Source organism: Nitrospirota bacterium (assembly GCA_016214845.1).
GTDB lineage: Bacteria > Nitrospirota > Thermodesulfovibrionia > UBA6902 > UBA6902 > SURF-23.
This window is the reverse complement of record JACRMS010000026.1, coordinates 56952-82076: the sequence shown is the minus strand read 5'-3', so window position 1 is coordinate 82076 and position 25125 is coordinate 56952. Positions and strand designations below refer to the sequence as shown.

General features: G+C 45.8%; 22 protein-coding genes. 20 read left to right on the top strand and 2 right to left on the bottom strand.

The genetic code is table 11. The features are described from left to right. The first annotated feature begins 43 nt into the window (after positions 1 to 43). The 9 genes from HZB61_08110 to HZB61_08070 all read left to right on the top strand — a co-directional run bounded on the left by HZB61_08110 (position 44) and on the right by HZB61_08070 (position 11671). The gene (locus HZB61_08110; GenBank protein MBI5056562.1) at positions 44 to 190 is read left to right on the top strand and encodes a hypothetical protein; all 147 of its coding nucleotides are present in this window, start codon (positions 44 to 46) and stop codon (positions 188 to 190) included. A 67-nt stretch (positions 191 to 257) separates the two neighbouring features. Then, positions 258 to 626 (top strand): hypothetical protein, encoded by a 369-nt coding sequence (locus tag HZB61_08105; protein MBI5056561.1) that lies wholly within the window; start codon positions 258 to 260, stop codon positions 624 to 626. 356 nt (positions 627 to 982) lie between these two features. After that, on the top strand, positions 983 to 1984 hold the full coding sequence (locus tag HZB61_08100) for a DmsE family decaheme c-type cytochrome (protein MBI5056560.1): 1002 nt from the start codon (positions 983 to 985) through the stop codon (positions 1982 to 1984). Further along, positions 1984 to 3984 (top strand): hypothetical protein, encoded by a 2001-nt coding sequence (locus tag HZB61_08095; protein MBI5056559.1) that lies wholly within the window; start codon positions 1984 to 1986, stop codon positions 3982 to 3984. The genes HZB61_08100 and HZB61_08095 overlap by 1 nt, the downstream gene beginning before the upstream one ends. Next, the gene (locus tag HZB61_08090; GenBank protein MBI5056558.1) at positions 3975 to 4892 is read left to right on the top strand and encodes an ABC transporter substrate-binding protein; all 918 of its coding nucleotides are present in this window, start codon (positions 3975 to 3977) and stop codon (positions 4890 to 4892) included. Before HZB61_08095 ends, HZB61_08090 begins: the two co-directional genes overlap by 10 nt. 46 nt (positions 4893 to 4938) lie before the next feature. Then, entirely contained in the window at positions 4939 to 7422 is a 2484-nt protein-coding gene (locus HZB61_08085; protein MBI5056557.1) for a hypothetical protein, read from the top strand. A 37-nt stretch (positions 7423 to 7459) separates the two neighbouring features. Continuing rightward, positions 7460 to 8965: a HAMP domain-containing protein gene (locus HZB61_08080; protein ID MBI5056556.1), complete on the top strand. Its 1506-nt coding sequence runs from the start codon at positions 7460 to 7462 to the stop codon at positions 8963 to 8965. A gap of 157 nt (positions 8966 to 9122) precedes the next feature. Then, positions 9123 to 10304: a cation:proton antiporter gene (locus HZB61_08075; protein MBI5056555.1), complete on the top strand. Its 1182-nt coding sequence runs from the start codon at positions 9123 to 9125 to the stop codon at positions 10302 to 10304. A 128-nt stretch (positions 10305 to 10432) separates the two neighbouring features. Further along, positions 10433 to 11671, top strand: coding sequence for an MFS transporter (locus HZB61_08070; protein MBI5056554.1), 1239 nt, complete (start codon positions 10433 to 10435; stop codon positions 11669 to 11671). A gap of 131 nt (positions 11672 to 11802) precedes the next feature. Here HZB61_08070 and mtgA read toward each other — a convergent pair whose 3' ends face one another. Beyond that, a complete protein-coding gene (mtgA, locus tag HZB61_08065; protein ID MBI5056553.1) occupies positions 11803 to 12537 on the bottom strand; it encodes a monofunctional biosynthetic peptidoglycan transglycosylase in 735 nt (244 codons plus the stop codon). A 210-nt stretch (positions 12538 to 12747) separates the two neighbouring features. Between mtgA and amrS the strand changes: the two genes are divergently transcribed. Then, entirely contained in the window at positions 12748 to 13761 is a 1014-nt protein-coding gene (gene amrS / locus HZB61_08060; GenBank protein ID MBI5056552.1) for an AmmeMemoRadiSam system radical SAM enzyme, read from the top strand. A gap of 41 nt (positions 13762 to 13802) precedes the next feature. Here the strand turns inward: amrS and HZB61_08055 are convergent, their stop codons facing one another. Beyond that, complete coding sequence (locus HZB61_08055; protein ID MBI5056551.1) at positions 13803 to 14399, bottom strand: HAD family phosphatase; 597 nt, start codon at positions 14397 to 14399, stop codon at positions 13803 to 13805. A gap of 610 nt (positions 14400 to 15009) precedes the next feature. On the opposite strand from HZB61_08055, the gene HZB61_08050 reads away from it, so the two are divergent. From HZB61_08050 to HZB61_08005, 10 genes are all read left to right on the top strand, one after another. Continuing rightward, positions 15010 to 15423: a hypothetical protein gene (locus HZB61_08050; protein ID MBI5056550.1), complete on the top strand. Its 414-nt coding sequence runs from the start codon at positions 15010 to 15012 to the stop codon at positions 15421 to 15423. Between the two features lie 167 nt (positions 15424 to 15590). Further along, the gene (locus tag HZB61_08045; GenBank protein ID MBI5056549.1) at positions 15591 to 16169 is read left to right on the top strand and encodes a superoxide dismutase; all 579 of its coding nucleotides are present in this window, start codon (positions 15591 to 15593) and stop codon (positions 16167 to 16169) included. Positions 16170 to 16171: 2 nt separating this feature from the next. Then, positions 16172 to 16666, top strand: a complete 495-nt coding sequence (locus HZB61_08040; GenBank protein MBI5056548.1) for a ferritin family protein — start codon at positions 16172 to 16174, stop codon at positions 16664 to 16666. Positions 16667 to 16727: 61 nt separating this feature from the next. Next, on the top strand, positions 16728 to 17228 hold the full coding sequence (locus HZB61_08035) for a ferritin family protein (protein ID MBI5056547.1): 501 nt from the start codon (positions 16728 to 16730) through the stop codon (positions 17226 to 17228). Positions 17229 to 17280: 52 nt separating this feature from the next. Continuing rightward, positions 17281 to 17535, top strand: coding sequence for a hypothetical protein (locus HZB61_08030; GenBank protein ID MBI5056546.1), 255 nt, complete (start codon positions 17281 to 17283; stop codon positions 17533 to 17535). A gap of 17 nt (positions 17536 to 17552) precedes the next feature. After that, on the top strand, positions 17553 to 17882 hold the full coding sequence (locus HZB61_08025; GenBank protein ID MBI5056545.1) for a TusE/DsrC/DsvC family sulfur relay protein: 330 nt from the start codon (positions 17553 to 17555) through the stop codon (positions 17880 to 17882). A gap of 175 nt (positions 17883 to 18057) precedes the next feature. Continuing rightward, on the top strand, positions 18058 to 18459 hold the full coding sequence (locus HZB61_08020) for an isoamylase early set domain-containing protein (protein ID MBI5056544.1): 402 nt from the start codon (positions 18058 to 18060) through the stop codon (positions 18457 to 18459). A 114-nt stretch (positions 18460 to 18573) separates the two neighbouring features. Further along, positions 18574 to 20532 (top strand): thioredoxin domain-containing protein, encoded by a 1959-nt coding sequence (locus HZB61_08015; protein ID MBI5056543.1) that lies wholly within the window; start codon positions 18574 to 18576, stop codon positions 20530 to 20532. Positions 20533 to 20671: 139 nt separating this feature from the next. Then, positions 20672 to 22780, top strand: a complete 2109-nt coding sequence (locus HZB61_08010; protein ID MBI5056542.1) for a PAS domain S-box protein — start codon at positions 20672 to 20674, stop codon at positions 22778 to 22780. 92 nt (positions 22781 to 22872) lie between these two features. Beyond that, on the top strand, positions 22873 to 25119 hold the full coding sequence (locus HZB61_08005; GenBank protein MBI5056541.1) for a PAS domain S-box protein: 2247 nt from the start codon (positions 22873 to 22875) through the stop codon (positions 25117 to 25119). Positions 25120 to 25125: the final 6 nt, after the last annotated feature.

Genomic DNA, 25125 nt, shown 5'->3' with positions numbered 1-25125 from the left:
TGGTCATACCGGGATTAAAAGAAGCCTTACAGGAGGTTGTCTTATGGATTTTATCAAAGACATTTTAGGATTTATGATGGAGCGGAAAAAATGGTGGTTATTGCCGGTTATTCTTGTTTTGCTTATCGTAGGGGTAATGATTTTCTCCGGCGGCTCTGCAATAGCGCCCCTTATTTACACAATGTTCTAATTAATTAAGCTCAAAATAAATCAGGAAACTCGGCAATCAACCTTGTATTTCTGAATGAGGAGTTGTCATGAAAGATTCAAGAATAAGAGACCTGGAAACAGCGGTAGTACTATCTGCATTTTTACTCGTTCTCCATTACCTTTTCGACAAGCCATTCCTCATATATATATCCCTCATATTGTTGATAGCAAGTCTTCTTTTTGCCAATTTATTTTCAAAGTTTGTGCATGTCTGGTTTAAGCTGGGACATTTCATGGGAGGAATTACCACAAAAATAATTATAACTTTTATTTTTTTTGCGGTCTTAACTCCTGTTTCTTTTTTGTATAGAATATTCCACAGAAACCCTTTAATCCTGAAAAGAATCAAGACATCGAGTTATTTCACAACAAGAAATTATACATACTCTCCAAGTGATTTCAAGAAGAATTGGTGAGAAAGCTTTTCGTAATAGAATTGTTAGATATAATTTCCCGGTCAAGAAGATACTCAAATAATATCCGATTATTCCAATCGTCTCATCTGAACCTCCAATCAATTTCCCGACGTAATTAATCCCTCTTGTGGCTCCTCGTCGGGGAAAGGCGCTAAAGTTCCCCGAAAAATATCATTTCATTTAGACATGACCTGAAAAGCGGACATCCGGCTGAGAAGTCCCTTTTGACCGGATGGAAGCAACAATTTCCACGAAGCCCGCTAAAGTTTTATTGAAAAAGTGTCGTTAAACGCAATATGGAAAAAAGGAGCATGGTTCATGCATCCCGGAATCAAAAAATATCAGGGGAGACGAAAGTGATTTCATTTAAAATGACGCTGCCTTTCTTGCTTCTTTTAATGATAGCTTTTTCCGGCTGTGAAGCAATCAGGTCCGCAAAGCCGGTAATGCCGATTCAGGAATATCAAAAGATGCTCATGGGACGTCTTGACGCTGATTATGTCGGGACAAACACCTGTCTCTCGGCCTGCCATTACCATGACAACGTCAGACGCTACTTTGAGGCGAGCACTATGGGAGCGCAAATGTCGGCAACGTCGCATATGCCTCTTGTTAACTGTGAATCCTGTCACGGCCCGGGCAGCCTTGCCGTAGAGGGTATAACACCTGAAAGTGTAGCAGCGGATGCGGCAGAAGGAAAACAGGCCGCGTGCAAGTATGAGACCCTGATCAATCTCAAGGCCCTTCCTGCGCAGGCGCAGTCTCTTATGTGTCTTAATTGTCACTCGGAAAATTCATCATTCAATCTGCATAACTGGAATGCCGGGGCGCATACAATAAATGAGGTTTCCTGTTTTGACTGTCATAACATACACGCGGGGCCGTCTTTAATAACTAAACCCCAGGACACGAGAGATATGTGCCTAAAATGCCACCAGGCACAGGCTGCTGAATTTTCGCTTCCAAGCCGCCACCCGGTGATGGAGAAAAAACTTTTCTGTACGGATTGCCACGATCCTCACGGCGCTGTGAATGAAGGGTTGCTGATTGAGGACACGGCTAAAGAGACATGTACAAGATGCCACGGGGAAATGGAAGGTCCTAATACATTTGAACACGCGGACCTGAATGATGACTGCATGACATGCCACAGTCCTCACGGCTCCGTCAACAACAACCTTCTTAAAGTCAGTGAACCGTTCCTGTGCCTTCAGTGCCACGGCGGACACAGGACTTCAAGCGCCTCGACGACAAAGGATTCTAAAGGGGCCTTCTATTCCCGCTGCACAGACTGCCATTCACAGATACACGGCACGGACCTCCCTTCAACAAGCGGAAAGGGGATGTTTATTAACTAATGATGAAATCCAATATTAAAAAGATAATAGGTTTTTTAATTTTATCGTTAGCCATCGCAGGCAGAGGTTACTCTGCGGATGAGTTCGATGAACATAAATTGATGGAGGAGCTTGGCATTGAACATGTGGAGGATAAAGAAAAGATATCGTATCAATTCCCTGAGATCAAACCCGAAGCAACCGTATTTTTAGGCCACAGGCTCGCTGATTCGCATGACCTGGAAAGGGCGTTTGAGTATGAATATATGAAAGACTCTCCGGTGTTCAGCGGTGATTTGAAATTATTCAGGTTCCCGCACCGGCTGCAGCTTGATTTCGATTTGAATAATAGAAAAGATTACCAGGGTGATGTCCATTATGCCTTTGGGGAGCTTTTTATCGCCAGATGGTCCAACAATACTTTTTTTCACAACCTTGAAAATATCAATTTGACGGACCTCGATACCTCGTCGTCAATATACGGTATTGATATAAAAGACAAGAACGCGGAATACGGAATTAAGTCAGGAATAAATAATTTATTGTTGAGATTAAAAACCCCTGATTTCCCGGCCCATGCTTACATCAGGACATTAAACGTGAATAGAGAAGGGGAACAGCAACAGCGAAGCCTGTCAGGCACAGGTTATTTCCAGAACGTTCAACGTGCCACACAGAAAAGGGAAATCGACTGGAATACCCTGACCTACACTGTAGGCGCAAACAGTCATCTCGGCCCGGTTGAGGTTGATTTTTCCCACGCGGAAAAGAGATTTGACATCAGGGATGGCGAGGTCATGCATAATTTTTATGAGGCAAGTGCCTTCCGTCCGGCCGGGACCTTCCCGCATAATCAATTCCCTGAGCTTAAAGGGTCTTCCAATGAAATAAAGATCCATAATAACTACACTGAAAGCCTGTCGGCTTCTGCAACGTTTTCATTAAAAGAAAGAAGCAACAAAACAAGCGGCGCAACGGCTGATATATTTAAAGGGACCGGCATACTCCAATGGACGCCTTTGACGCGGCTGTCTTTATTTTTGAGGTATTCACACATTGATACAGACGCGGACAATCCCAATACTGCTTCAATAAAAGACATTAACGGCTCCGTAACAACATATACAGAGTCAGTAAAACCCTCCATCTCAAAAACAACCGATATTGTTTCATTGACAGGGAGATACAAACCTGAAACAGGGGTAATGTTATTGGCCAGGTATCAATTTGAAAATATTGAGAGAGACAACGCGGACGACTGGAATTTAGAGGACTCAACGAGAAAAAACACCGCGTTGTTTTCCGCTGATATCAAGGTTATGAAAGGTTTGAAGGTAAAAGCAAACTATATACACAGGACGATCAACAGCCCTTCGTATAACACTGAACCGGACAATTCAGATGAGGGGGCGGCATCGATTTCGTGGCTGCCCTCTGCTGAAATGAACTTTCTGCTGAACTATAGCATTGCGAGTGAGAAGCGAAACTATCTTGTTTTTTCTGAGACACAAGACGCAAAGGACAGGAAAACAAGGACGGACAACATATTGGGAAGCGGTACCTTTAAACTCCTGAACAATCTTTCATTTACCGCAAGCTACGCGTTCTTACGCTACAAAATCCAGCAGGATATCGTGTATGATTCGCTCGGAGACGTTCCCCTGATTGACAGCAATGTTTCGTCGAAAGACACCGCGCATGTTTATTCAGCATCTTTTGATTATGTGCCGGTTGACAAGTTGAATCTTGTCGCACTTGTGTCCCACACAAGAAGCACGGGCGAGTTTTTACCGAACAGTCAGGACCTTCTTGGACCCATATCCATATCATCGCTCAGCAGGCAAAAAACGAGAGATACCGTTTATCAGGTATCAGGAGAATATGAATTCAAATACGGCTTTTCAGGCGCTATAGATTTCAAGTACAGTGACATCGAAGACATACTTAGCGACGCTAATGGAAACAGTCAGGATGGAGATGCCTATATCATCATATTGCGAATTAAAAAGAGATGGGGTTAAAAATTAAAGCGCATAAGGCCATTGTCGTAGTTTTGTTTGCCATGCTCCTTGCGGCGCCGGGACAGCCGGCTTTTGCAAAGAGTATCGGAGTGATAATGACGGCGGACACTCAATATTACAGGGACATCAGCAAGGTCCTTGGCGACGCCCTGGGAAAAGACGTAGAGATTATCGTCCAGAAACCCCAGCCTGACCCCATGTCATGGACTAACGCGGCAAGAAAGGTTGTCGGCGCAGGGGCGAGCGTTATTGTTACCCTCGGCGCGCCCGCTACATTGACAACAATGAAGGAGACTTCCGATGTGCCCATTATATTCGGCGGTGTTTATGACCCCGATTCCATGAATATGACAGGAAAGAATGCCACGGGAATGAGCTCATCCGTTCCGATAGATAAGGTCATCAAGCAATTGAGCGAGATATCGAAATTCGCAAAATTAGGGATCATATTCAGTAAATCGGAAAAAGACACGATAATTCAGATTCGCGATATCAAAAAAAACGAGGCTGCCGTCGGTTTTGAATCAGTTATGTTCAGTGTAACGGACCAGGTCAACAAGGATGAAATAAAAGGTGTGAACGCGCTGCTTCTGACGACATGCGGCGTGGGCATGATGAATATAAAGAACGTTGTAGACATAGCGCGCAGGGACAAAATCCCAACAGCCGCCTTAATGAGCGGCGGAGAAAATACGGGGATCATTTTGACTTTCTCCGCGGACCCCAAAGAGCAGGGCGAAGGGATAGCTGAAATAGTGAAAAAGGTACTCGGCGGCGCTAAACCTGCCGACCTGGCTGTGAAACAGCCGAAGCAAATCCAGGTAATTTTAAACCTCAAGGAGGCGAAGGCCATAGGTCTAAGTATCCCTGCGAGCGTGCAGGGGGCTGCGTCAAAAGTTATAGAATGAATATATTTTATAAATGCCGGTTAAAGTTTTTACGGCGAATTGACGAATGTTAATTAAAGTCATGGACAAGAATATGGTGAGATTCACAAAGCTTATTAATTATTCATGTAAAACAATTGTATTGCTTGCCGGGGCCGCAATTTTTATTTTTATTGCAACCGGCTGCGGAGGCGGGGGAAGTTCATCAGGCGGAGGTCCTTCTGATTCCTCCGGTCCGGGGGCAACTAACGGTTATGTCGGAATTACCGAGTGCTACAACTGTCACGCAGACGGCGTAACGATAGGAAGTGCGGCAGGCGCTGTTTCATCGTCATCCTGCTGCAGCACGGATATATTTTCAACATGGCTTAACGGAAAACACGGCAATTACGAGGGCGCCGGTTACAAGGGAAATCCAGGTTATAGTGATTTGACCGCCACTGCCTGCAATGCATGTCATGATGAGCTGAGTGACGGGGAGCTATTAAGCGGTTATTATCAGCAGACTGGGTTAAGCTTTCTGGGCACTGAAAACAGGCCCGTAGTCGGCTGCGAAAGCTGCCACGGCTCCGGAAGTTCCCACTTCGGCATCGGCAACATAGTTGAAAATCCCGGGGCTGACGTTTGCGGCAAATGCCATAAGAAAGATGATTATCATGCGGCATCCTATCCTGAGGGTGACAATATCTATGCTGATTACCAGGCTTCGCCACATGCAAGTTCATTAAGCACCGAAATTTATGCTGACGGCAGCACCACGGATGTCAAACCGTTATGCTCCAAATGTCATACTGATGAAGGCGCAAGAAAATATACCAAAGAGGATAACTACTCGGCAGAGTATACTTCTCAGGACGCGCGATTTGCATCTGAGGCCGATGCTGCTAACGCTAATCCGGTCAAATGCAATACCTGCCACGACGCGCACTCTTCTAATACATTGCTCCTGCCCGCATCCGGGGGAGAATCGTCTGAGTACAGGACTTGCACAAGCTGTCACCAGATCGTTGAAGACAGTTATCATGGAGAAAATAACCCGGAATTTAACGCTTCAGACACAACAAGGACAATTTATGACACTCATTATGACGATCCAAATACCCCTGCAACTCCCCTGGCTACTCCTAACAGGATAATCGAAGGTTATATTATTGATAAAGCAAGTGAACGTGCCTGCAGTGACTGCCATAACCCTCATAACGCTGATAACACGATAAATAACGAATGGGCAAATTCCGGTCATGGCGGTTTCATTCTTGACAGCATAGTTGCCGGCAAAGCAAACGTTACAGCCAAGCCCTGGCTCGAATACACCTGGAAATATATGTCTAATGATTCAAGTGACAGAAAAGCCTGCCAGAGGTGTCATACAGCCACTGGTTTTAAAAACCTGGCGAACTCTCCTTCAAACTATGATCCGGCAAATAATGTCTTTCCTGCTTCCGGACAGCAGATGGAAATGCTCTATTGCTGGGCTTGCCATACGAACAGTGTGGGAGCTCTTAGAAAACCAGGGTCGTATGTTTCACCTCGTTACACAACGGGGACCGTAAATGTGACTAATAATTCAACTACTGTTACAACCAATCAGCCAATTCATAAGAGTTTTGTCCCTGTAGGCAGTATGCTTCAGATATTGGGGAACTCTTCAACCAATATAGTAAAGACCTTGACATATTCCGATGCGCCAACGAACCAGATGGTCTCACAGTTCACACTGTCCTCAGCTTATACCGGTACAACGGCATCTCAAGTCGGGTATGTGATCACAGCCTATATTACGCCGGCCGGCCGCGAGATCGCAACAGGAACTACCGGTTCATCCATATGCGCCTCCTGCCATTCAGGCAGGCTGACGGGTGAATACATAAAAAATTATCCTGGATCACTCACTGCGAACTTCGGGACCTTCAACTCACACTATCTTGCAGACGGCGGCATTATGTACAGGACCATCGGGTATGAATTTACAGGACAGGATTACAGTGATGCTGTCAGTTATGTGCATCCGACTATCGGCTCAACAGGCGGCGCAGAAGGAGACGAAGGCCCATGCGTCGCTTGCCACATGAAGAATGATGAAAGCCATTCATTTGAAGTTGTTGAGGGCGATCTTGGAGCGGTAACGGACATAAAATCATATACGAATGTTTGTTCAAGGTGTCATGGAAACAAGGCAGCGCTGATTGCGACCCTGAACACGCGCGATACCCAGTATAACGCTGCACTTGCCGCGCTTGAGACACAGCTTAACAGCAAAGGAATATATTATTGCGCCAGCTATCCATACTTTAAAAACGCGGCTGCATGTGGAGGCGCGACTTATCCGGTATCTCCGGCAACATGGCCGAACAAAGATACCCTTGGCGCAGCGTTTAATCTTAATCTATTCAAAAACGTTCCTGCTGCATACGTGCATAATCGCGAATACACAAGAAAGCTTATATATGACAGTATTGATTTTCTGGATGACGGGAATTTAAACAAGTCCGTTGAGGCGACCCTCGGCGGCTCCGGCAATGCGTATGACTATCTTAACGGAACAAGATAATATGAATAAAAATAAATCCTTTTAAGGTGGGGAGACTATGAAAAATTCAACTTCTTTTAACAACATAAGTAAAAAATTCCTCGTGCCGACATTGACGCTGGCGATTATTCTCTTTTGCGGCCTGGGGATATTCATGATCCAGAAAGACAAATCATCTATCCTGTCTATGATGGATTCAAAAGGTGAGTCCGTGACAGGGTTTGTTACCAAATTAAGCGCGGACTACTTCGCCATTTTCGATTTCAATGACTTTGAAAAATTCGTCAAGGCGCTGCAGAGCGATCCCGATGTGGCGTTTGCCGTTTTCTACAACAATAATAAGAAACCCATGACCTCAATTGATAAAATGCCGAAAGACACTTCTTCCCTGATAATATATGACCGTGAAATCAAGGATGAGAGCGGTAATATCCTGGGGTACCTGAAGCTCGGTTATAACAAAGAACATCTTAACAAAAGCATAAACAACAGCATCATGATAATCGCCGCAAGCACCATCGTTGCCTTGTGCATTCTTGCGTTTGGGATCATATTCCTTGTCCGAACAATCATAACCCGCAGGGTTCAGGCCACTGTGGAAATGCTCAAAGACATTGCCCAGGGCGATGGCGATTTAAGAAAACACCTTCACGCGGACACCGGGGATGAGCTTGGGGAGCTGGCGAAGTGGTTTAATATTTTCATTGACAATATCAGGGAAATAATCGCTACTGTCCAGGCAAACGCCGAAAGGGTCTCAGTTGCAAGCACCGAGCTTTCATCTACGGCGGAGAGTTTAAGCAGGGGCTCCAGCGATCAGAAATTGCAGACAGAGCAGATTGCCACTGCGATGACACAGATGTCCCAGAGCATTACCGGGATAGTCCAGAATGCGGGCGAATCTACAAGGGCCTCAAAAGACGCGTCAACTCTTGCCAGTAAAGGCATGGAGGTGGTTGAGAGAACGGTCAAAGGCATGGAGAAAATAGCTGAGACCGTTAAAGATACATCCGGCATCATAGAAAAGCTCGGCAAAAGCTCAGATGAGATCGGAAATATCCTGAAGGTCATCAATGATATCGCGGAACAGACAAATCTGCTTGCGCTTAATGCCGCGATCGAGGCTGCAAGGGCCGGAGAAAACGGGAGGGGCTTTGCCGTGGTCGCAAATGAAGTTAAAAAGCTCGCTGAGAGCACCGGCGTGGCAACAAAAGAAATTTCAGAGATGATAAAGAAGATACAGGTAGACACGGAAAAGTCTGTTACAGCCATGAACACGGGAAAAACAGAAGTTGAAAACGGCGTTAAGCTTGCGGAAGAAGCAAAAAATTCCCTGTACCAGATCGTTTCGACTTCTGAAAAAGCGGCCAATACAGTCCGGATGATATCGCAGGCCGCGGAAGAGCAGTCCGTGAGCACGGAACAGGTTTCACAGAATATGGAGAACATCCTGCTTGTTACAAACCAGTCTTCAGAGGCAACAAGCAATATCAAAATGTCCTCGGATGAGCTTGAAAAACTTTCATTGGAGCTTAGAAATAAGATCGGCCTCTTTAAGGTATAAGCCGCAGTAAAAATGTTTTGAAATAACTTCCGGGTTTTGTTATCCTAATTCACATGCGATGGAGTTCGCTTTAGAACCGTCCCCGTTGATCAGGGAATGATGACTCCTACTCTCACTCATGAGGGCAGGAGTTTTTTTAATGCGCGGAGGTTGAATTGTGGCGATAAGTCTGGCCCTCATAATCATTTTGGGTTTGCTGTCGGATTATCTTTTCAGATTGATCAGGCTTCCGGGAATTATCGGTATGCTGTTAGCCGGAATTCTTGCAGGCCCGCATGTTTTAAACCTGATCGATCCCGCTTTAATAAAGGTGTCATCTGATTTCAGGATGATAGCGCTGATAGTCATTCTTTTGCGGGCGGGGTTTGCCACAAGAAGAGAGACCCTGAACAGGGTAGGGAAGAGGGCCCTGTTAGTGGGTTTTGTCCCGGCGGTTTTTGAGGGCACATTCGTAGCATTAATTGCCCCTTTCTTTTTTCATGTAAGCCTCATTGAGTCCGCTATCCTGGGTTCAGTAGTCGCGGCGGTATCGCCTGCGGTTGTAGTGCCCTCGATGATAAAATTCATTGAAGACAACAGGGGGACTAAAAAGGGGATACCCACCTTATTGCTTGCGTCTTCCTCTCTTGATAATGTATTCGTGATCGTGATCTTTTCAGCGTTGATCGGGATGTATGAGGGGGAAAACACAAACATCCTGATGAAGCTTTTAGATATACCGGTTTCCATAAGCCTCGGCATTGCCGCCGGTATTGTAACAGGATTTGCGTTATACAAGATATTTGAAAGATTTGAGCCGAGGGCCACCAAGAAAGGCATGATCGTCATCGGGACCGCGATACTTCTTACATGGCTTGAAAAGACACTTAAACCTTTTGTATCCATCTCCGCGCTTTCGGGTGTCATAGCCATCGGTTTCATCATACTTGAAAAATCAGAACCTATTGCCCATAAGATATCACAGAAGCTCGGCAAGATCTGGGTCTTCGCGGAGATACTGCTTTTTGTACTGGTTGGGACCCAGGTCAATATTCACGTGGCATTGGATGCGGGACTGGCAGGAGCGGCAGTCATATTTCTCGGATTACTGGCAAGGGCTGCCGGGACATATATTTCGCTGATAAGAACCGAGCTGAATTTCAGGGAAAAACTTTTCTGCATGGTCGCGTATATTCCAAAGGCGACGGTACAAGCGGCAATCGGCGCTGTGCCGCTTTCCATCGGAGTTAAATCGGGAGAAATAATCCTTGCCGTCGCCGTCCTGTCAATACTCTTTACCGCTCCAATGGGCGCAATAGCCATGGGCGTTACCGGGGAAAAGTTTCTTGAAAAAGGATGATTCAGAACTAATTGTGAATAACCACAGAGACACTGAGAGAATGAGAGAATGAGAGAATGAACAACCTCTGTGCCTCAGTGTCTCTGTGGTAAATTACATTTCGCGTTGTTTTAATAATATGATTTAATATGCCGTCCAAAAAAATCCTTGGCTTGAACAGGAATGTATTCTTCACCGGGCTTGTGAGTTTCTTTATGGACTTCAGCTCCGAGATGATATACCCGCTGGTGCCGATATTTCTGAGTTCCGTGCTTGGTGTCAACAAGTCCGTTATCGGGCTCATCGAAGGAATTGCTGAGAGCACCGCGAGTTTGCTGAAGGTATTTTCAGGCTGGCTCTCGGACAGGATGGGTAAAAGAAAGGTCCTCATGGTTGCCGGCTACGGCATCTCGGCATTGAGCAGGCCGGTGATCGCGCTTTCAACTGTATGGGGCCATGTGCTAACCTTTCGTTTCATCGACAGGTTCGGTAAGGGCATAAGGGGCGCTCCAAGAGATGCCATAATCGCAGAGTCCACTCCACGCGCCGAACTCGGTCGCTCATTCGGTTTTCATAGGGGGATGGATACATTCGGCGCGGTAGCAGGGCCTGCGGTTGCCTTTGTCATACTCTCATTATTTACCGGCAATTACCGCCTCGTGTTCTGGCTTTCAATGATACCGGGGATAATTGCGGTGGTTGTAATTTTATTTTTTATAAAAGAGCAAAAGATCAATGGCGCAGAAGTTCGGAAGCGCGGAAGTGCGGAAGGTAAGGACTTCCGAGCTTCAGAACTTCCGAACTTTCGCACTAATTTTGACTGGAGATACAAAACATTTGTGGCTATCGCGACCCTTTTTGCCATCGGCAATTCAAGCGACGTGTTTTTGATCCTGAAGGCGACAAGCGCCGGTATAAAAGAAACGCAGATACCGGTGCTTTATCTTTTCTTTAATCTTGTCTATGCGCTTACAGCCATGCCCGCGGGAATTCTATCAGACAGGATCGGAAGGAAGAGGATCATACTTTCCGGCTTCGTCCTCTTCGGTTTTATTTACTGGGGCTTTGCCGTGGCTACAGAGCAGGGCCACATCTGGGGGTTGTTTCTCCTCTACGGCGTATTTATGGGCCTTACAGAGGGAATCCAAAAGGCGTATCTCGGATCAATAATACCCGCTGAATGCAAGGCTACTGCATACGGGATATATAATACGTTTGTCGGGATCGCGGTATTTCCCGCGAGTGTTGTCGGCGGTTATCTGTGGGACAAGTTCGGCCCTCACGCGACTTTCTATTACGGTATGTCCACCGCATTTATCTCAGCGCTGATCTTTCTGGTGATATTCGGTTTTGATAAAATGTTTAACCACAGAGGACACGGAGAATGAAAACAAATTTCCGCAGATTTCATAGATTTCGCAGATTAAATAAAGACTTCATAAACAATCTGTGAGATCTGCGTAATCTGTGGATTGTCTTAGTTTAATCTTTTCTGTATGATCTGTGATTTCTAAATGTGCTACTCCAATAAATCAAATTCATCCGTCACGATGCCCCTTCGCACCATTATGTCATAGATCAATCGTGAGCGTTTTTCCACATACCTTGATGTACCTGTTGGGTTGAACTTCCTCGGATTCGGCAGTACTGAGGCAAGTCTTGCGGCTTCTTCAGGACTTAAATCTGATGCAGGTTTTCCGAAGTAGTGGAAAGAGGCCGCTTCTATTCCGAATATTCCTTCACCCCACTCGGCGACATTCAAATATAGTTCAAGTATTCTCCTTTTTGAAAGTGTCTTCTCTATCCTCCATGTGAGTATTGCCTCTTTTAATTTCCGCAAAGGATTTTTAGACGGTGACAGGAACAGGTTTTTTGCAAGCTGCTGGCTTATGGTGCTTCCGCCGAATTTGAACTTTTTCTGCTTGATGTCTTTCTCGAAGGCCTTTTGCATTGCCTCAAAATCAAAGCCTTCATGCTGATAGAATTTATCGTCCTCGGCAATGAGCACAGCTTTTATCAGATACGGGGAGATGCGGGAAAGAGGGACCCAGGCCTGCCTTATCTTTATTTTCTTTCCCTGTTCCTGCCGCTCTTTCTCACGGAACTCCATGAATGATGTCTTAGCCGGATTTTCCTTTTTTAATTTTGGAACATTAGGGTAAACAAAATAAAAGCCGATGCTCATAAGCATTGCAAAAATGAGAACTAAGAAAAGCCCCTTCGGAAAACTTTTGAAAAACTTATTTCTCGCCATAATTAGTCAACCTGTTTCTATTTTCTTGTCCGGGAAATTTTAAGATATACGGCGCGATTAAGGCAAACGGTGGTTTTATTGATTTCTTCAGGAAGAGAGGAAATTGATGCGTCATTGCAGGGGCGGGTTTGAAACCAGCACCTACGAACTTTCCCCATTCATAATTGCTCCCCGCATTTACAACCGTTCAAGTCCTGATATAATTACCTTATGAAAGAGGCGATGGTATATGAGAAACTGAAAGGCACGGATGCCAGATGTCATCTGTGCGCGCATAACTGCCTCATAAGCAACGGTCAAAGGGGCATATGCGCCGTGCGTGAGAACAGGGACGGCGTTTTATACAGCCTTGTATACGGCAAAGTCGTCGCATCAAATATCGACCCTATTGAAAAGAAGCCGCTCTTTCATTTTCTCCCCGGCTCATCCTCCTTTTCGATTGCCACCGCGGGATGTAATTTCCGGTGCATGCACTGCCAGAATTATGAGATCTCACAGTTTCCCAAAGAGCGCAAATTCACTATTCCCGGAAATGACATGACACCCGAAGATATAGTGAATGCGGCCCTGCAATATAAGTGTGAGAGCATTTCCTATACTTACACGGAGCCTACCATCTTCTTTGAGTTTGCGTATGACTGCGCAAAACTCGCGCATGAAAAAGGCATTAAGAATATTTTTGTGAGCAACGGATACACCGGGGCCGGGGCGGCAAAGCTCATAGCTCCTTATCTTGACGCAAATAATATTGACCTGAAAGGCGGCGACACTTTTTATAAGAAAATCTGCGGGGCGAGACTTGAGCCCGTAAAAAACACGATCAGGCTCATGAAAGAGCTTGGGGTATGGGTTGAGGTCACGACGCTTATCATCCCCGATCACAATGACTCGGACAATGACCTGAACGACATTGTGGATTTCATCGCTTCAGTAGACCCCTCGATACCCTGGCATGTGAGCCGCTTTTATCCGACTTATCTTCTGACTGACAAGCCTCCCACACCTGTTGAAACACTTAAGCGCGCAATGAATATCGGATATCAAAAAGGGCTTAAATATATCTATGCAGGCAATGTGCCGGGCGATGAAGGAGAGAATACCCTTTGTCCCGCCTGTAAAACTGTTCTGATCGAACGATACGGTTTCCGGGTACTGAAAAACCGTATACAGGACAATGCCTGCCCTCAATGCAAGCAGCCTGTTGCCGGTGTATGGAATATCTGAGCCCGGGCAGGGGACGAGGGGCTTAGTAGGTTACTAATATCTCAGGCAATAAACTTTACAATCTCTTTCCCGAAACTCTCTATGCCAGTGAAATGAATCGTCTTAAGCCCTTCTGCCGAGGCCCTTTGGATGTTACCGGCGTTATCATCTACGAAGAGCGCTTCTTCAGGTTTTACATTCAACATCGAGCATACTTCTCTGAAAAGGGAAGGTTCCCTTTTGCTTTTTTTAATATGGAATGAATTGTATACATGATCGAAAAGGTAAAAGAATGGTGTTCTTTGATCAATCTCATCAAGCCAGTTTGTCTGATCGCTGAGGATCGCGGTGATGAAGCCAAGACTTTTTATCCTTTCAACGTGTCTTAACATCGCGGGCCTTAAAGCAAACGCGGCCAGGACCGTTTCCCTGAGCTCGGTGTCTGTGTTCGTAATGCCGGTTTGTTTTCTGAAAGCGGTCCAGTAATCCGCCTCGCCGGAAGTCCCGGCTACATAGCCTGAATCGTATATGAGTTTTTCCGAAATGTTAAACAGCTTATCCTGATCGAGACGGTTTTGTATGGCTATGGCGCTGATGCCTTGCTTAAAGCCTTCTTCCGCCAGCACCCCTCCGAAATCAAATATTGTTGCCTTTATCATTTATTCCCTCTCAATAACTTTACCGCAAGACCCGAAAATAATTGACATTCTTTTAAGATGTGATAAACTTTCTCTCAGATAATGATTGTTATGATCTATAACATGGGTGACCACTATATTAATGCCTATGATTTTAACAAATCAGTAAGCTTAATTCTGAAACAATGATTGAAATTATAAAGGTTTTCATAATAGACTGTACATTCCAGAGGCGTCATTCCCGCATGTCTTTAGCGGGAATCCAGTAGTTTTAGTCTCTGGATGCCCGATTAAGAACTTCGGGCATGACGGACAAGGGCCGACAGTTTGTAAATATTATTTTGATACAATTAATAAGAGCAGTGATGGATATAATTTCAGCTTTGAAAAATAAGGAGCGCTGAATGGAGCAAAGAAAATTGTCAGCCAGGATAGGATTTCTGACTCCGGGATGGTGGCTGGTCCACCTTGCGGCAATAGCGGCAGTTTATACGCTGGGGCATCTTTTGTGGCGATGACATGCTGAAATATTTCATGAGATATAAACCCGGGTGGTGGATACTCCACATCATAATGATAAGCCTGACTTTTTATTTAGGCCATTTGGCAAAATTTAAATTTTAAGGACAATATGTATACAAAAAGGGCGCTGTTAATATCGCTTTTTGTTTTAGCTTTGTCGGGGCTTATGCTTCATTACAGGATCCACAATTTCATGGTGGCGGACCCGGTCACTAAAACACTCAGCTTTGACGGAACGAGATTTCTTTCTTTTATATTCCCGTTAATTGACGTCATCGCGGTAACCGCGCTTTTTATGTCAAGAAAGACTGTTGCTTACGCTTATCTCTTTAACGGGATAATTGTTATATACGGCACTGTGTTCATGGCGCATTTCAGCATTGCGGAGCTTACTTCAAGGTCCGCCCCTTTCAGGGACTGGTTTATGAAGTCGACCCTCCCGGACATCGGGATCGCATGGGCGGATTTCTTCACGGGCAAGGCGTTGTATGATCTGCATTTAAGGACACAGCAAAATGACTGAGAAAGGGGTCCGTCATGATTTCGTCATGCCCGAAGCCTGCCCTCGAATTTCTTAATCGGGGGTCAGTAATCGGGCATCTGGTAGAGACGCCATTCAATGGCGTCTCTACAAAGACCGGATTCCCGCTCAACATAATAAATTTATAAAATCAAAAAGGAGGAATAAAAATGCCATATACTGCTAAAGACTACGGCAAGCTTTTAGGGATGCAGGGGTTCAGTGAAACACTTTTGAAAAACCACTTCACACTTTATCAGGGTTACGTGACCAATACCAACAAGGTGCTTGACACGCTGGACCAGATGCTGAAAGACGGCAAGACCGGGACCCCGGAGTTTGCTGAATTAAAGAGGAGGCTCGGCTGGGAATTTAACGGCATGAGGCTGCACGAGTATTACTTTGAAAACCTCGGCGGCAAAGACGAGATCAACAAGAACGGCGCGCTTGCCAAAAAGATGGCCCAGGATTTCGGCAGCTATGAAGCGTGGGAAAAGGATTTCCGCGCGACCGGCGCGATGAGGGGAATCGGATGGATTGCGCTTTACCAGGACTCCGCCAGCGGCAGGCTCATCAACTTCTGGATAAACGAGCACGATGTCTCGCATCCGGCAGGCTGTAAACTCGTCCTGATAATGGATGTTTTTGAACACGCCTTTATGATTGATTACGGCCTGAAAAGGGCGGACTACATTGAAGCATTCTTCAAGAACATTGACTGGAACGCGGCGGAAGGGAGAATAAAATAATAATGATAACCGGGAAAGAGGACTTGCTTAACTCGCTTATTGAAGCCTTCCTGATGGAGAAGGGGACAAAGGAATTCTATGCCCATGCATCCGACAAGTCGGTCAGCGGCGATGCCAAAAAAACATTCAAAGAGCTTTCCGACTGGGAGCAGAAGCATATGGACTTTATCCAGTCTTTGTACCAGTCGGTAAACGGCGACATTGAGCTAAGAAGTTTCGAGGAGTTTAATAAAAGGACCGGGGCCCCTATGACTGAAGCCGGCATTCCGGTAAAAGACCTTGAGGCAAAGATCGAGAAGTATCAGATAAAGGACGAAAGAGCGGCGCTCACGTTAGCAATGGAAATAGAGGGCAAGGCTTATAATCTTTACCGCAAGCTGTCCCAAAGCGCAAAAGACACAAACGCGAAAGTCGTCTTTGAGGAGATGATGGCACAGGAAATGAAGCACGTTGATCATCTAAAAGACCTGAGACTGAAACTCGTGAAGGTATATTAAATTTGAGAATACGGACATTGTTCGGCAAACTTGTTTATCTCGATGAAAGGGGAAACACAATATGAACGCTATAGAGATTGCCATTAAGATGGAAACGGACGCAATAAAGTTTTACCAGGAAGCGGCTGATAAAATGGCCCACGCTGTCGGGAAAAAGATGTTCCTGTCTGTAAGGGAAGACGAGAAGAGACACCTTGAGGTCCTCTCGCAGATAATGAAGGGGCTGGATATAAAATCCAGTGATGTAAGCCCCATGAAAAAAATAAAAACTGTGTTTGAAGAGATGAAGGACGAAATGCTGCACAAGGTTGAGGCGACCACAGACGAGCTTGAGGCCTTCAAGATCGCGATGGGTATGGAGAAGGAAGGCGTCGAGTTTTACAGAAAGTCCGTCGAGGGTGCGAAGACCGGAAAGGAAAAAGATCTGTTTGAGAGACTGATTAAAGAAGAGCAGCAGCATTACGATATCTTCGCAAACACATATTTTTTCCTTTCTGACACAGGCAGCTGGTTTATGTGGGAAGAGCACAGCATCGTCGATGGAGGCACGCCCTGGGCGTAACAAATAGCTGACAGCTAATGGCTGTTAGCTGATAGCTATTAGAGGAGGGTAAATGGGTTACACAAATGTTGCGCTGAAAGACACGATCATGGAGATGTATCCTGAGCTTCAGGAGCATGGCATCACTGTCAGTCTTGATTTTAACCGTGAATTGAAAATGTATGACGTCAAACTGAAGAAGGACGCGCATGAACTGACAACCCATATTGAAAAGAAAGATGCTGATGAATGCATGGACGGAATAAAGTGCATATATCTTGGCATAAAGATAGCAGAGTTTGTTAAGAACTTTGAATTGTTAAAATAATTTTCAGGAGGTGCAAAATGCCCGTAATTGAATACGGCGGAGTAAAAATCAAGCTTGACGAAGAAGGATATCTTTTAAATTTTGACGACTGGAGTGAAAAAACAGCGTGTGGCCTGGCTGAGCATGAAGGCATTGAAGAGCTTTCAAAAGACAGGCTGGAGATTATAAAATTCATGAGGGAATATTATACGAAGTTCAAGGCCTTTCCCATCCTGGGCGCTGTCTGCAAAAATGTGCATCAGCCCAAAGACTGTGTCAATGAAGATTTCATTGATCCTGTCAAGGCATGGAAGATCGCGGGGCTTCCCAAACCGTCGGAAGAAGTTATTTCATATCTGAAACGGTGAGAATGCCTGCATTGATATTGTCTTAGCTGTTAATATCATATTGATGTCTGGATTAAGACTTGGAAATTTGTTCAACAGGAAGTATAATGATAAAAGTGCAAAGTTAACATAAGCGCATAGAACGCATTTTAAATATACGATATACAGAATTTGTAGACCTTGAAGGAGGGGTATAATGAAAAAAGCAATAGAAAAGAAAGCATACAGCGCCACATTGTCCGCGCCTGCCAAAAAGACATCATCTGCAAAACCCAGGAAGGCAGCAGAACCAAAGAGCCTGAAAAAGCAGTATTCAAAATCAGAAAGCATCTGCAAGGTCTCATTCCGCCTGCCTAAAGAAGCGGCGCACGGGGCCCAGATGGTCACAGTTGTAGGAGATTTCAACAACTGGAACCTTACCGAGAACCAGATGAAGAAACTCAAGAATGGCGACTTTACGCTGACCCTTGACCTCCCCTGCAACAGGGAATACAGGTTCAGGTATCTCATTGACTCCAACCACTGGGAAAACGACTGGTTTGCAGATAAATATATTCCCAATGATTTCGGAACTGAAGATTCGGTAGTGGTAATCTGACGTTTTTAAAACCACGGAGTCACTGAGACACTGAGAAAAGAACAGGACTTTTTTATTGCAAATTCCTCTGTGCCACCGTGCCTCAGTGGTTTTACTTGTTGAAGAAAATCTGCGATGAACAGGCTCTCCAAAGAAAAGTCCGCTTACCTGAAACATTCCGCCAGCCAAAAGATCGAGTGGTATCCATGGTCTGAGGAGCCTTTTGAGAAGGCAAGGCTTGAAGACAAACCAATATTTTTAAGCTCCGGCGCAGTATGGTGCCACTGGTGTCATGTGATGGCGGAGGAATGTTTTTATGATGACGAGATCGCCGGACTCCTTAATGATAATTTCATAAGCATAAAACTCGACAGGGACGAACGCCCGGACATAGACAGGAGATACCAGATCGCGGTCGCGGCAATGGGCTCAGGCGGCGGATGGCCTCTCAGCGTCTTTCTCACTCCGGACAAAGTCCCTTTTTTCGGCGGGACGTATTTCCCGGCTGAAGAAAAACTCGGCAGGCCAAGCTTCAAAAAAGTATTGAGGGCGGTCGATGAGCTTTACCGGAGGCAGAAAGACGATATCTCCGAATACACTGAGAAGCTGATGAACGCTTTAAAAACCGCGCCGGTATTGGCAGGCGACATAAACGAGTCCCTCCTTGACGGCGAAGTGACGGACATGCTCTCTGAATTCGACCCGCAGAATGGGGGCTTTGGCACTGCGCCGAAATTCCCGATGCCCGGCGCATTGGAGTTTCTTCTCGGCAGATATGTCCTGTCTAATAATGAATCCGCAGGATACACTGTCAGGAAAACTCTCGAAGCAATGGCGCTTGGCGGATTTTACGATCAGACCGGCGGAGGGTTTCACAGGTATTCAACCGACAAGGCCTGGATAATCCCGCACTTTGAAAAAATGTCGGACGACAACGCATGGCTTCTCAGGAATTACATAAACGCGTATTCTGTTTTTGGTGATGGGCTTTTCAGCGAGGTTGCAAAGGGGACGCTTAATTTCATCCGTGACGTTCTGTCAAATCCCGACGGCGGATTTTATGTCAGCCAGGATGCCGATGTCACTCCTGCTGATGAAGGCGGATATTTTACATGGACGGACGATGAGTTCAGGAAAACGCTCAATGACGAAGAGTACAAGGTGCTCTCCCTTTATTGGATGAACGACGCCGGGGCGATGCATCATGACGAATCCAAGAAAGTTTTGTTTGTCGCAATGGGCGCAGAAGAAATTGCCGGAAAAACCGGAAAGGACGTAAAGGAAGTTTCAGCGATAATCAAAAGCGGGAAATCAAAATTGCTTAAAGAAAGAAATCAGAGGCAGACACCTTTTATCGATAAGACATTCTACACGTCAGTAAACGGGATGCTGATATCTGCTTTTTTACTTGGTTATAAGGTGTTCAAAGACGATAGTCTGAAGGAATTCGCACTTAAGAGCCTTGAGAAAATAATGAAGCTGCGCTTTATTGAAAACAGGCTCTTCCACACTGAAGGGGTAAAAGCCCTGCTGGATGACTACGCATATATTATAGACGCCCTGATCTCAGCATATGAAGTTACAGGCAAAGCCTCATACCTTAAGCAGGCGGATGGACTCATGAAATTGTGCATGGAAAATTTATGGGACAGTGAAGATGGCGGTTTTTTTGATACGGATGAGCACCTTCTCGGAATGAAGATAAAAGGCATTGAGGACATACCGCACCCATCGGCGAATTCAATTCTTATAATACAGATGCTCAAGCTGTCCTTCATGATTAATAATGACGGGTATCTTCGCTATGCGGAAAAGGCTTTAAAATTATTTTCGTCAAAGGCAAAGAATATCGGCATTCATTCAGGATATTATTTCTGCGCTCTTGACGCCTTCTTTAATTCAGTCAAACTCACGCTCAATACGCCGGCGTCATCCGACCTGTCATCCGCCGCTTTATCATCACCCAACCCGCATAAAATTATTGTTTACGGAGATGATAAAGGTTATGTTGTCCCCTGCAAGAAAAATGTTTGCTACGAGCCTGTTTCTGATTCGGCTGCTCTCAAGTCTTTACTAATCAAAAGAAATATCTGAGGCATACTTATCGTCTCCCTTGCACATTTTCGGAGACTTCCCGGGACGTATCCACCTTCGCACCCCTGTAATTTCAATATAAATAAATGAAGATTGACAACGGGATTAAATAAGATAACATTTAATCGGAGGGCTGAATATGTCACAAGACAAAAACGCAGAGGGCGAACCCGGACAGAGCGAAGAGCTGCTGCGGAAAGTCCTTGAGATATTGCCCGTTGGTGTCTGGATAACGGACAAGGACGGCAATATCGTGCAAGGCAATTCAGCAAGCAAAAGGATATGGGAGGGCGCCCGGTACATCGGAATTGAAAAATACGGCGAGTATAAAGGCTGGTGGCTGGATACCGGGAAGAAAATTGAGCCTGATGAATGGGCTGCTGCGCGGGCAATTGAAAAAGGAGAAACATCTATCGAGGAGGAAGTGGAGATCGAATGTTTTGACGGGAGCCGCAAGATCATTCTCAATTCCGCCCTGCCTATCAGGAATGAACAGGATGAGATAATGGGAACGATCATCGTCAATCAGGACATCACGGAACGCAAGAAAGCGGAGAAGACACTGATCGAACAATCGAGGATTTTAGAAGCTTTTTTCAGTCACACGATTACTCCGTTAGTAATTCTCGACAGAAAATTTAATTTCATCAGGGTTAACGAGGCTTATGCTAAAGCAGGTCAACGGGATGTCTCGGAATTCCCCGGGCACAACCATTTCGAATTTTACCCTTCAGATGCCAAGGCGATATTTGAACAGGTAGTTGAGACAAAAACCCCTTATCAAACAATCGCAAGACCTTTTGTCTATCCAGATCATCCCGAATGGGGCGTGACTTACTGGAATTGGAACCTGACCCCCCTTTTAGACAATCAAAATGAAGTGGAATTTTTGGTCTTTTCTCTTGAAGATGTCACTGAGCGCAAAAAGGCGGAGCAGCAGATCATGCAGCAAAATGAACTCCTGAATAATATACTTGAAGCAGTGACTCATCCCTTCTATGTCATTGATGCTAATGATTATACAGTCAGGCTTGCAAATTCAGCGGCACGGGCAATCAGAGTTCCCGGTAAGACAACGTGTTATGCATTAAGCCATCAGAAAAAAGAACCGTGCGATGACAAAGACCATCCTTGCGTGATCAAGAAAATAAAAGAAACGGGAAAATCAGAAACCGTCGAACACATACACTATGATAAGGATGGGACTCCCAGAATTATAGAGATTCACGGGTATCCCGTCTTTGACAGCGGGGGGAATATCATCCAGGTCATTGAATACAATCTGGATATTACAGAGCGCAGACGGGCTGAAAAGTTAATGCATGAGGCCGGAGCTTATAACAGGAGCTTGATCGAGGCCAGCCTTGATCCGCTGGTTACTATCGGACCGGACGGCAAGATCACCGATGTGAATGCCGCGACAGAGGCAGTAACAGGTTACGTCAGGGAGAAGTTGATCGGCGCTGACTTCTCAGAATATTTCACAGAGCCTGAGAAGGCCCGTGCAGGATACCGGAAGGTCTTTCAGGAAGGCAAGGTGCGTGACTATCCGCTGGAGATCCAGCACAGGGACGGGCATATAACGTCAGTATTATACAATGCCTCTGTATACCGGGACGCGGCCGGAGAAATTGTGGGAGTATTTGCGGCCGCGCGCGATATCACGGAGCGCATGCAGGCAGAGAAAGTATCGCATCTTCTCAGCTCCATTGTGCAATATTCCAGTGACGCGATCATAGGGAAGACCCTTGACGGGAAAATAACAAGCTGGAACCGCGGCGCGGAAAAAATATACGGCTACCGTGAGAATGAAATTATCGGTAAACTCATAACGATCCTCTTCCCCGATGAGCGCAAAGCAGAAGAGCTGCAAATTATCGATAAACTCAGCCGTGGTGAGTATATTGAACATTACGAGACCGAGCGGAAAAGAAAGGACGGCCAGATGATCAGCGTATCGCTGACCATTTCGCCTATTAAAGATACGGAAGGCAGGATCGTCGGCGCCTCGACGATCACCCGTGATATCACTGAACGCAAAAAGGCGGAAGAAGAGATCCGCAAGCTCAATGAAGAACTGGAGCAGCGGGTGAAAGAAAGGACAGCAGAGCTCGAAATGAAGAATGCGGAGCTGGAACGTTTAAATAAATTGTTCGTGGGCAGAGAACTGCGGATGATAGAGCTGAAGGAAAAGATCGCAGAGTTAGACAACGCATTGAATAAAGGGAGGGTCATAAATTTACAATGAGATTGTTATTTTAGAATCTTAGTTGCTGCCAACTCTATCGCAGATTCTTGACTTAATGCCGCTGATCTTTATAATTGGGGATACATATTGCCATGGGAGTTTCCGATAACACCAAAACAGATGTCACTTCTGACTATAAACAGGCGAAAGGCCGCACCTCATGGTTCGGTCCCGCGGTTTTTCTCTGTTCACTAATATTCCTTTTCGTAACGCTCTTCTGGCTCATCCAGAAAAACACCTATACGACAAAACAGAACCAGCTTGTCGGCAATGCAGAATCAACCGCCGAGAGTATACGCCTGCGGCTGAAAGGGAACGAGGACTATTTGCTTATGCTGGCAAAAGAGGGCGGCGATGGGGCCATGACTGCCCGGTCATTTCAGGAGCGGGCCTCGCGTTATGTGACGGACCACCCGGAAATGATTTGTATTAACTGGGTGGATGCAGATTATCTTATTACTGATGTAGCGCCTATCGCTCCCAATAAGCAGGTAGTGGGACTAAGACTCAACCTGCCGGAACCGAAGCGCGCCTCCCGTCTGGCCATGGAAAAGCGGCAGCCCGTTTACACACGTCCGTTCGAGGTCATTCAGGGCGGGCTTGCCTTCGAGTTATGGGTGCCGATCTTTCATGATAACGTCTTTCTTGGTTTGTTCGGCGGTATATATTCCTTCGAGAAGATGCTGCATTCTCTTGTCAGCCCTCAAGCGCTCAAGACAAATAATGTCAGACTGGTGGATGCCTCGGGGAAGGTACTTTTGGAGATGCAGCCGACGGGCACAGTGGATGAAAGTCTGGTCCACCGGGTTTCTCTGGATCCGCCGGGCAGCGGGATTATGCTGCAATTTAACGGGTACGGCCCGGGGGCGCTTGAGCGGAGCCTGCGGATATTGGAGTTTATCTGCCTGGCATTCCTGTTCGCAATGGCCTATATGATGCGGAAGTTAAAACGGGAGGCGGAAGTCCGCAGGCAATCGGAAGAGGAGCTGCGTAATTCTTATGAATACATTCAACAACTCATCTCATCGGCAAATGTGATGATCATAGGGCTTGACGCCTCAGGCCATCTAAAAATGTTCAACAATACCGCGAAGAAAATTACCGGTTATACCATCGAGGAACTGACCGGTATTGACTGGTTCGAGAAGATTGTCCCCAAAGACCGCTATCCCGATGTGTGGGAAACCTTCCGGAGTTATCAGGAAAAAATCGGTAGTATGCCGACAACTCTTGAAAATCCGATCCTGACAAAAACAGGTGAGGAGCGTTTTATTTCCTGGCAGAACAGCGCGATCTCTACCCCTGACGAGAAAATTATTACCATCTCCTTTGGCGCGGATATCACCGAGAGCAAGCAGGCTAAGAAGGCATTGCAGGAAAGTGAAACACGTTTACGAGAGTTCCTGGAAAATTTTCAGGGGATCGCGTTCTTCGGTAAAATGGATTTTATACCTGTTTTTTTTGAAGGATCTGTCAATGCGATCACCGGATATGAAAAAGAAGAATTCATCTCAGGCAAAGTACGCTGGGACCAGATTATCTACCCGGATGATTTTAAAAAATTGCAGGAAAGTTTTCAAAATATCCGTTCTGTTCCCGGTTACTCTGATGAAAGGGAATATCGCATCATCCTGAAGGATGGAAGCACAAAATGGGTCCACGAACTTATAAAAAATATCTGTGACAGTTCAAGTGGACCAGTTTATGTACAGGGAGCCATTTATGATGTCACCGGCCAGAGAATAGCCGAGCAAAGATTAAGGGAGAGCGAAGAGATGTACCGTTCAGTTGTCTCTGCAATGGCTGAAGGTGTTGTGTTCCAGGCAGCAAGTGGAAAAATAATCGCCGTCAATACTGTGGCCGAGAAAATTCTGGGTCGGTCAGCCGAACAAATGATTGGACTGACATCCGGGGACCGGCAGTGGGAGGCTTTTTATGAAGACGGCTTACCGTTCCCCGGGGAACTCCATCCGGCAATGGTCACCTTGCGCACAGGAGAGCCGCAATACGGCGTAGTGATGGGTATTCACCGTCCGGACGGGATTTTTGTATGGATTTCCATAAATTCTCAACCCCTGATAGCGCCCGGAGAATCCAAACCTTATGCTGTCGTCACGACTTTCCACGATATAACCGTGCGCAAAAAAGCCGAGGAGGAGATACGCAAGCTTAATGAAGAACTGGAGCAGCGAGTAAAAGAAAGGACTGCCGAGCTTAAAAAGAAAAACGCGGAGCTGGAGCAAATGAATAAAATCTTTGTGGGCAGGGAGCTGAGGATGGCGGAGTTGAAGGAGATGATAAAGGAACTGGAGAACCAGATAGAGGGACAAAAGAAGTGAATAAGG

Coding starts and splice junctions, on each gene's coding strand:
- HZB61_08050 (MBI5056550.1), top strand. CDS start 15,010: ATGTATACAAAAAGGGCGCTGTTAATATCGCTTTTTGTTTTAGCTTTG.
- HZB61_08040 (MBI5056548.1), top strand. CDS start 16,172: ATGATAACCGGGAAAGAGGACTTGCTTAACTCGCTTATTGAAGCCTTC.
- HZB61_08095 (MBI5056559.1), top strand. CDS start 1,984: ATGATGAAATCCAATATTAAAAAGATAATAGGTTTTTTAATTTTATCG.
- HZB61_08090 (MBI5056558.1), top strand. CDS start 3,975: ATGGGGTTAAAAATTAAAGCGCATAAGGCCATTGTCGTAGTTTTGTTT.
- HZB61_08110 (MBI5056562.1), top strand. CDS start 44: ATGGATTTTATCAAAGACATTTTAGGATTTATGATGGAGCGGAAAAAA.
- HZB61_08070 (MBI5056554.1), top strand. CDS start 10,433: ATGCCGTCCAAAAAAATCCTTGGCTTGAACAGGAATGTATTCTTCACC.
- HZB61_08030 (MBI5056546.1), top strand. CDS start 17,281: ATGGGTTACACAAATGTTGCGCTGAAAGACACGATCATGGAGATGTAT.
- HZB61_08035 (MBI5056547.1), top strand. CDS start 16,728: ATGAACGCTATAGAGATTGCCATTAAGATGGAAACGGACGCAATAAAG.
- HZB61_08105 (MBI5056561.1), top strand. CDS start 258: ATGAAAGATTCAAGAATAAGAGACCTGGAAACAGCGGTAGTACTATCT.
- HZB61_08010 (MBI5056542.1), top strand. CDS start 20,672: ATGTCACAAGACAAAAACGCAGAGGGCGAACCCGGACAGAGCGAAGAG.
- HZB61_08005 (MBI5056541.1), top strand. CDS start 22,873: ATGGGAGTTTCCGATAACACCAAAACAGATGTCACTTCTGACTATAAA.
- HZB61_08015 (MBI5056543.1), top strand. CDS start 18,574: ATGAACAGGCTCTCCAAAGAAAAGTCCGCTTACCTGAAACATTCCGCC.
- mtgA (MBI5056553.1), bottom strand. CDS start 12,537: ATGGCGAGAAATAAGTTTTTCAAAAGTTTTCCGAAGGGGCTTTTCTTA.
- HZB61_08080 (MBI5056556.1), top strand. CDS start 7,460: ATGAAAAATTCAACTTCTTTTAACAACATAAGTAAAAAATTCCTCGTG.
- HZB61_08085 (MBI5056557.1), top strand. CDS start 4,939: ATGTTAATTAAAGTCATGGACAAGAATATGGTGAGATTCACAAAGCTT.
- HZB61_08055 (MBI5056551.1), bottom strand. CDS start 14,399: ATGATAAAGGCAACAATATTTGATTTCGGAGGGGTGCTGGCGGAAGAA.
- HZB61_08020 (MBI5056544.1), top strand. CDS start 18,058: ATGAAAAAAGCAATAGAAAAGAAAGCATACAGCGCCACATTGTCCGCG.
- HZB61_08025 (MBI5056545.1), top strand. CDS start 17,553: ATGCCCGTAATTGAATACGGCGGAGTAAAAATCAAGCTTGACGAAGAA.
- HZB61_08045 (MBI5056549.1), top strand. CDS start 15,591: ATGCCATATACTGCTAAAGACTACGGCAAGCTTTTAGGGATGCAGGGG.
- amrS (MBI5056552.1), top strand. CDS start 12,748: ATGAAAGAGGCGATGGTATATGAGAAACTGAAAGGCACGGATGCCAGA.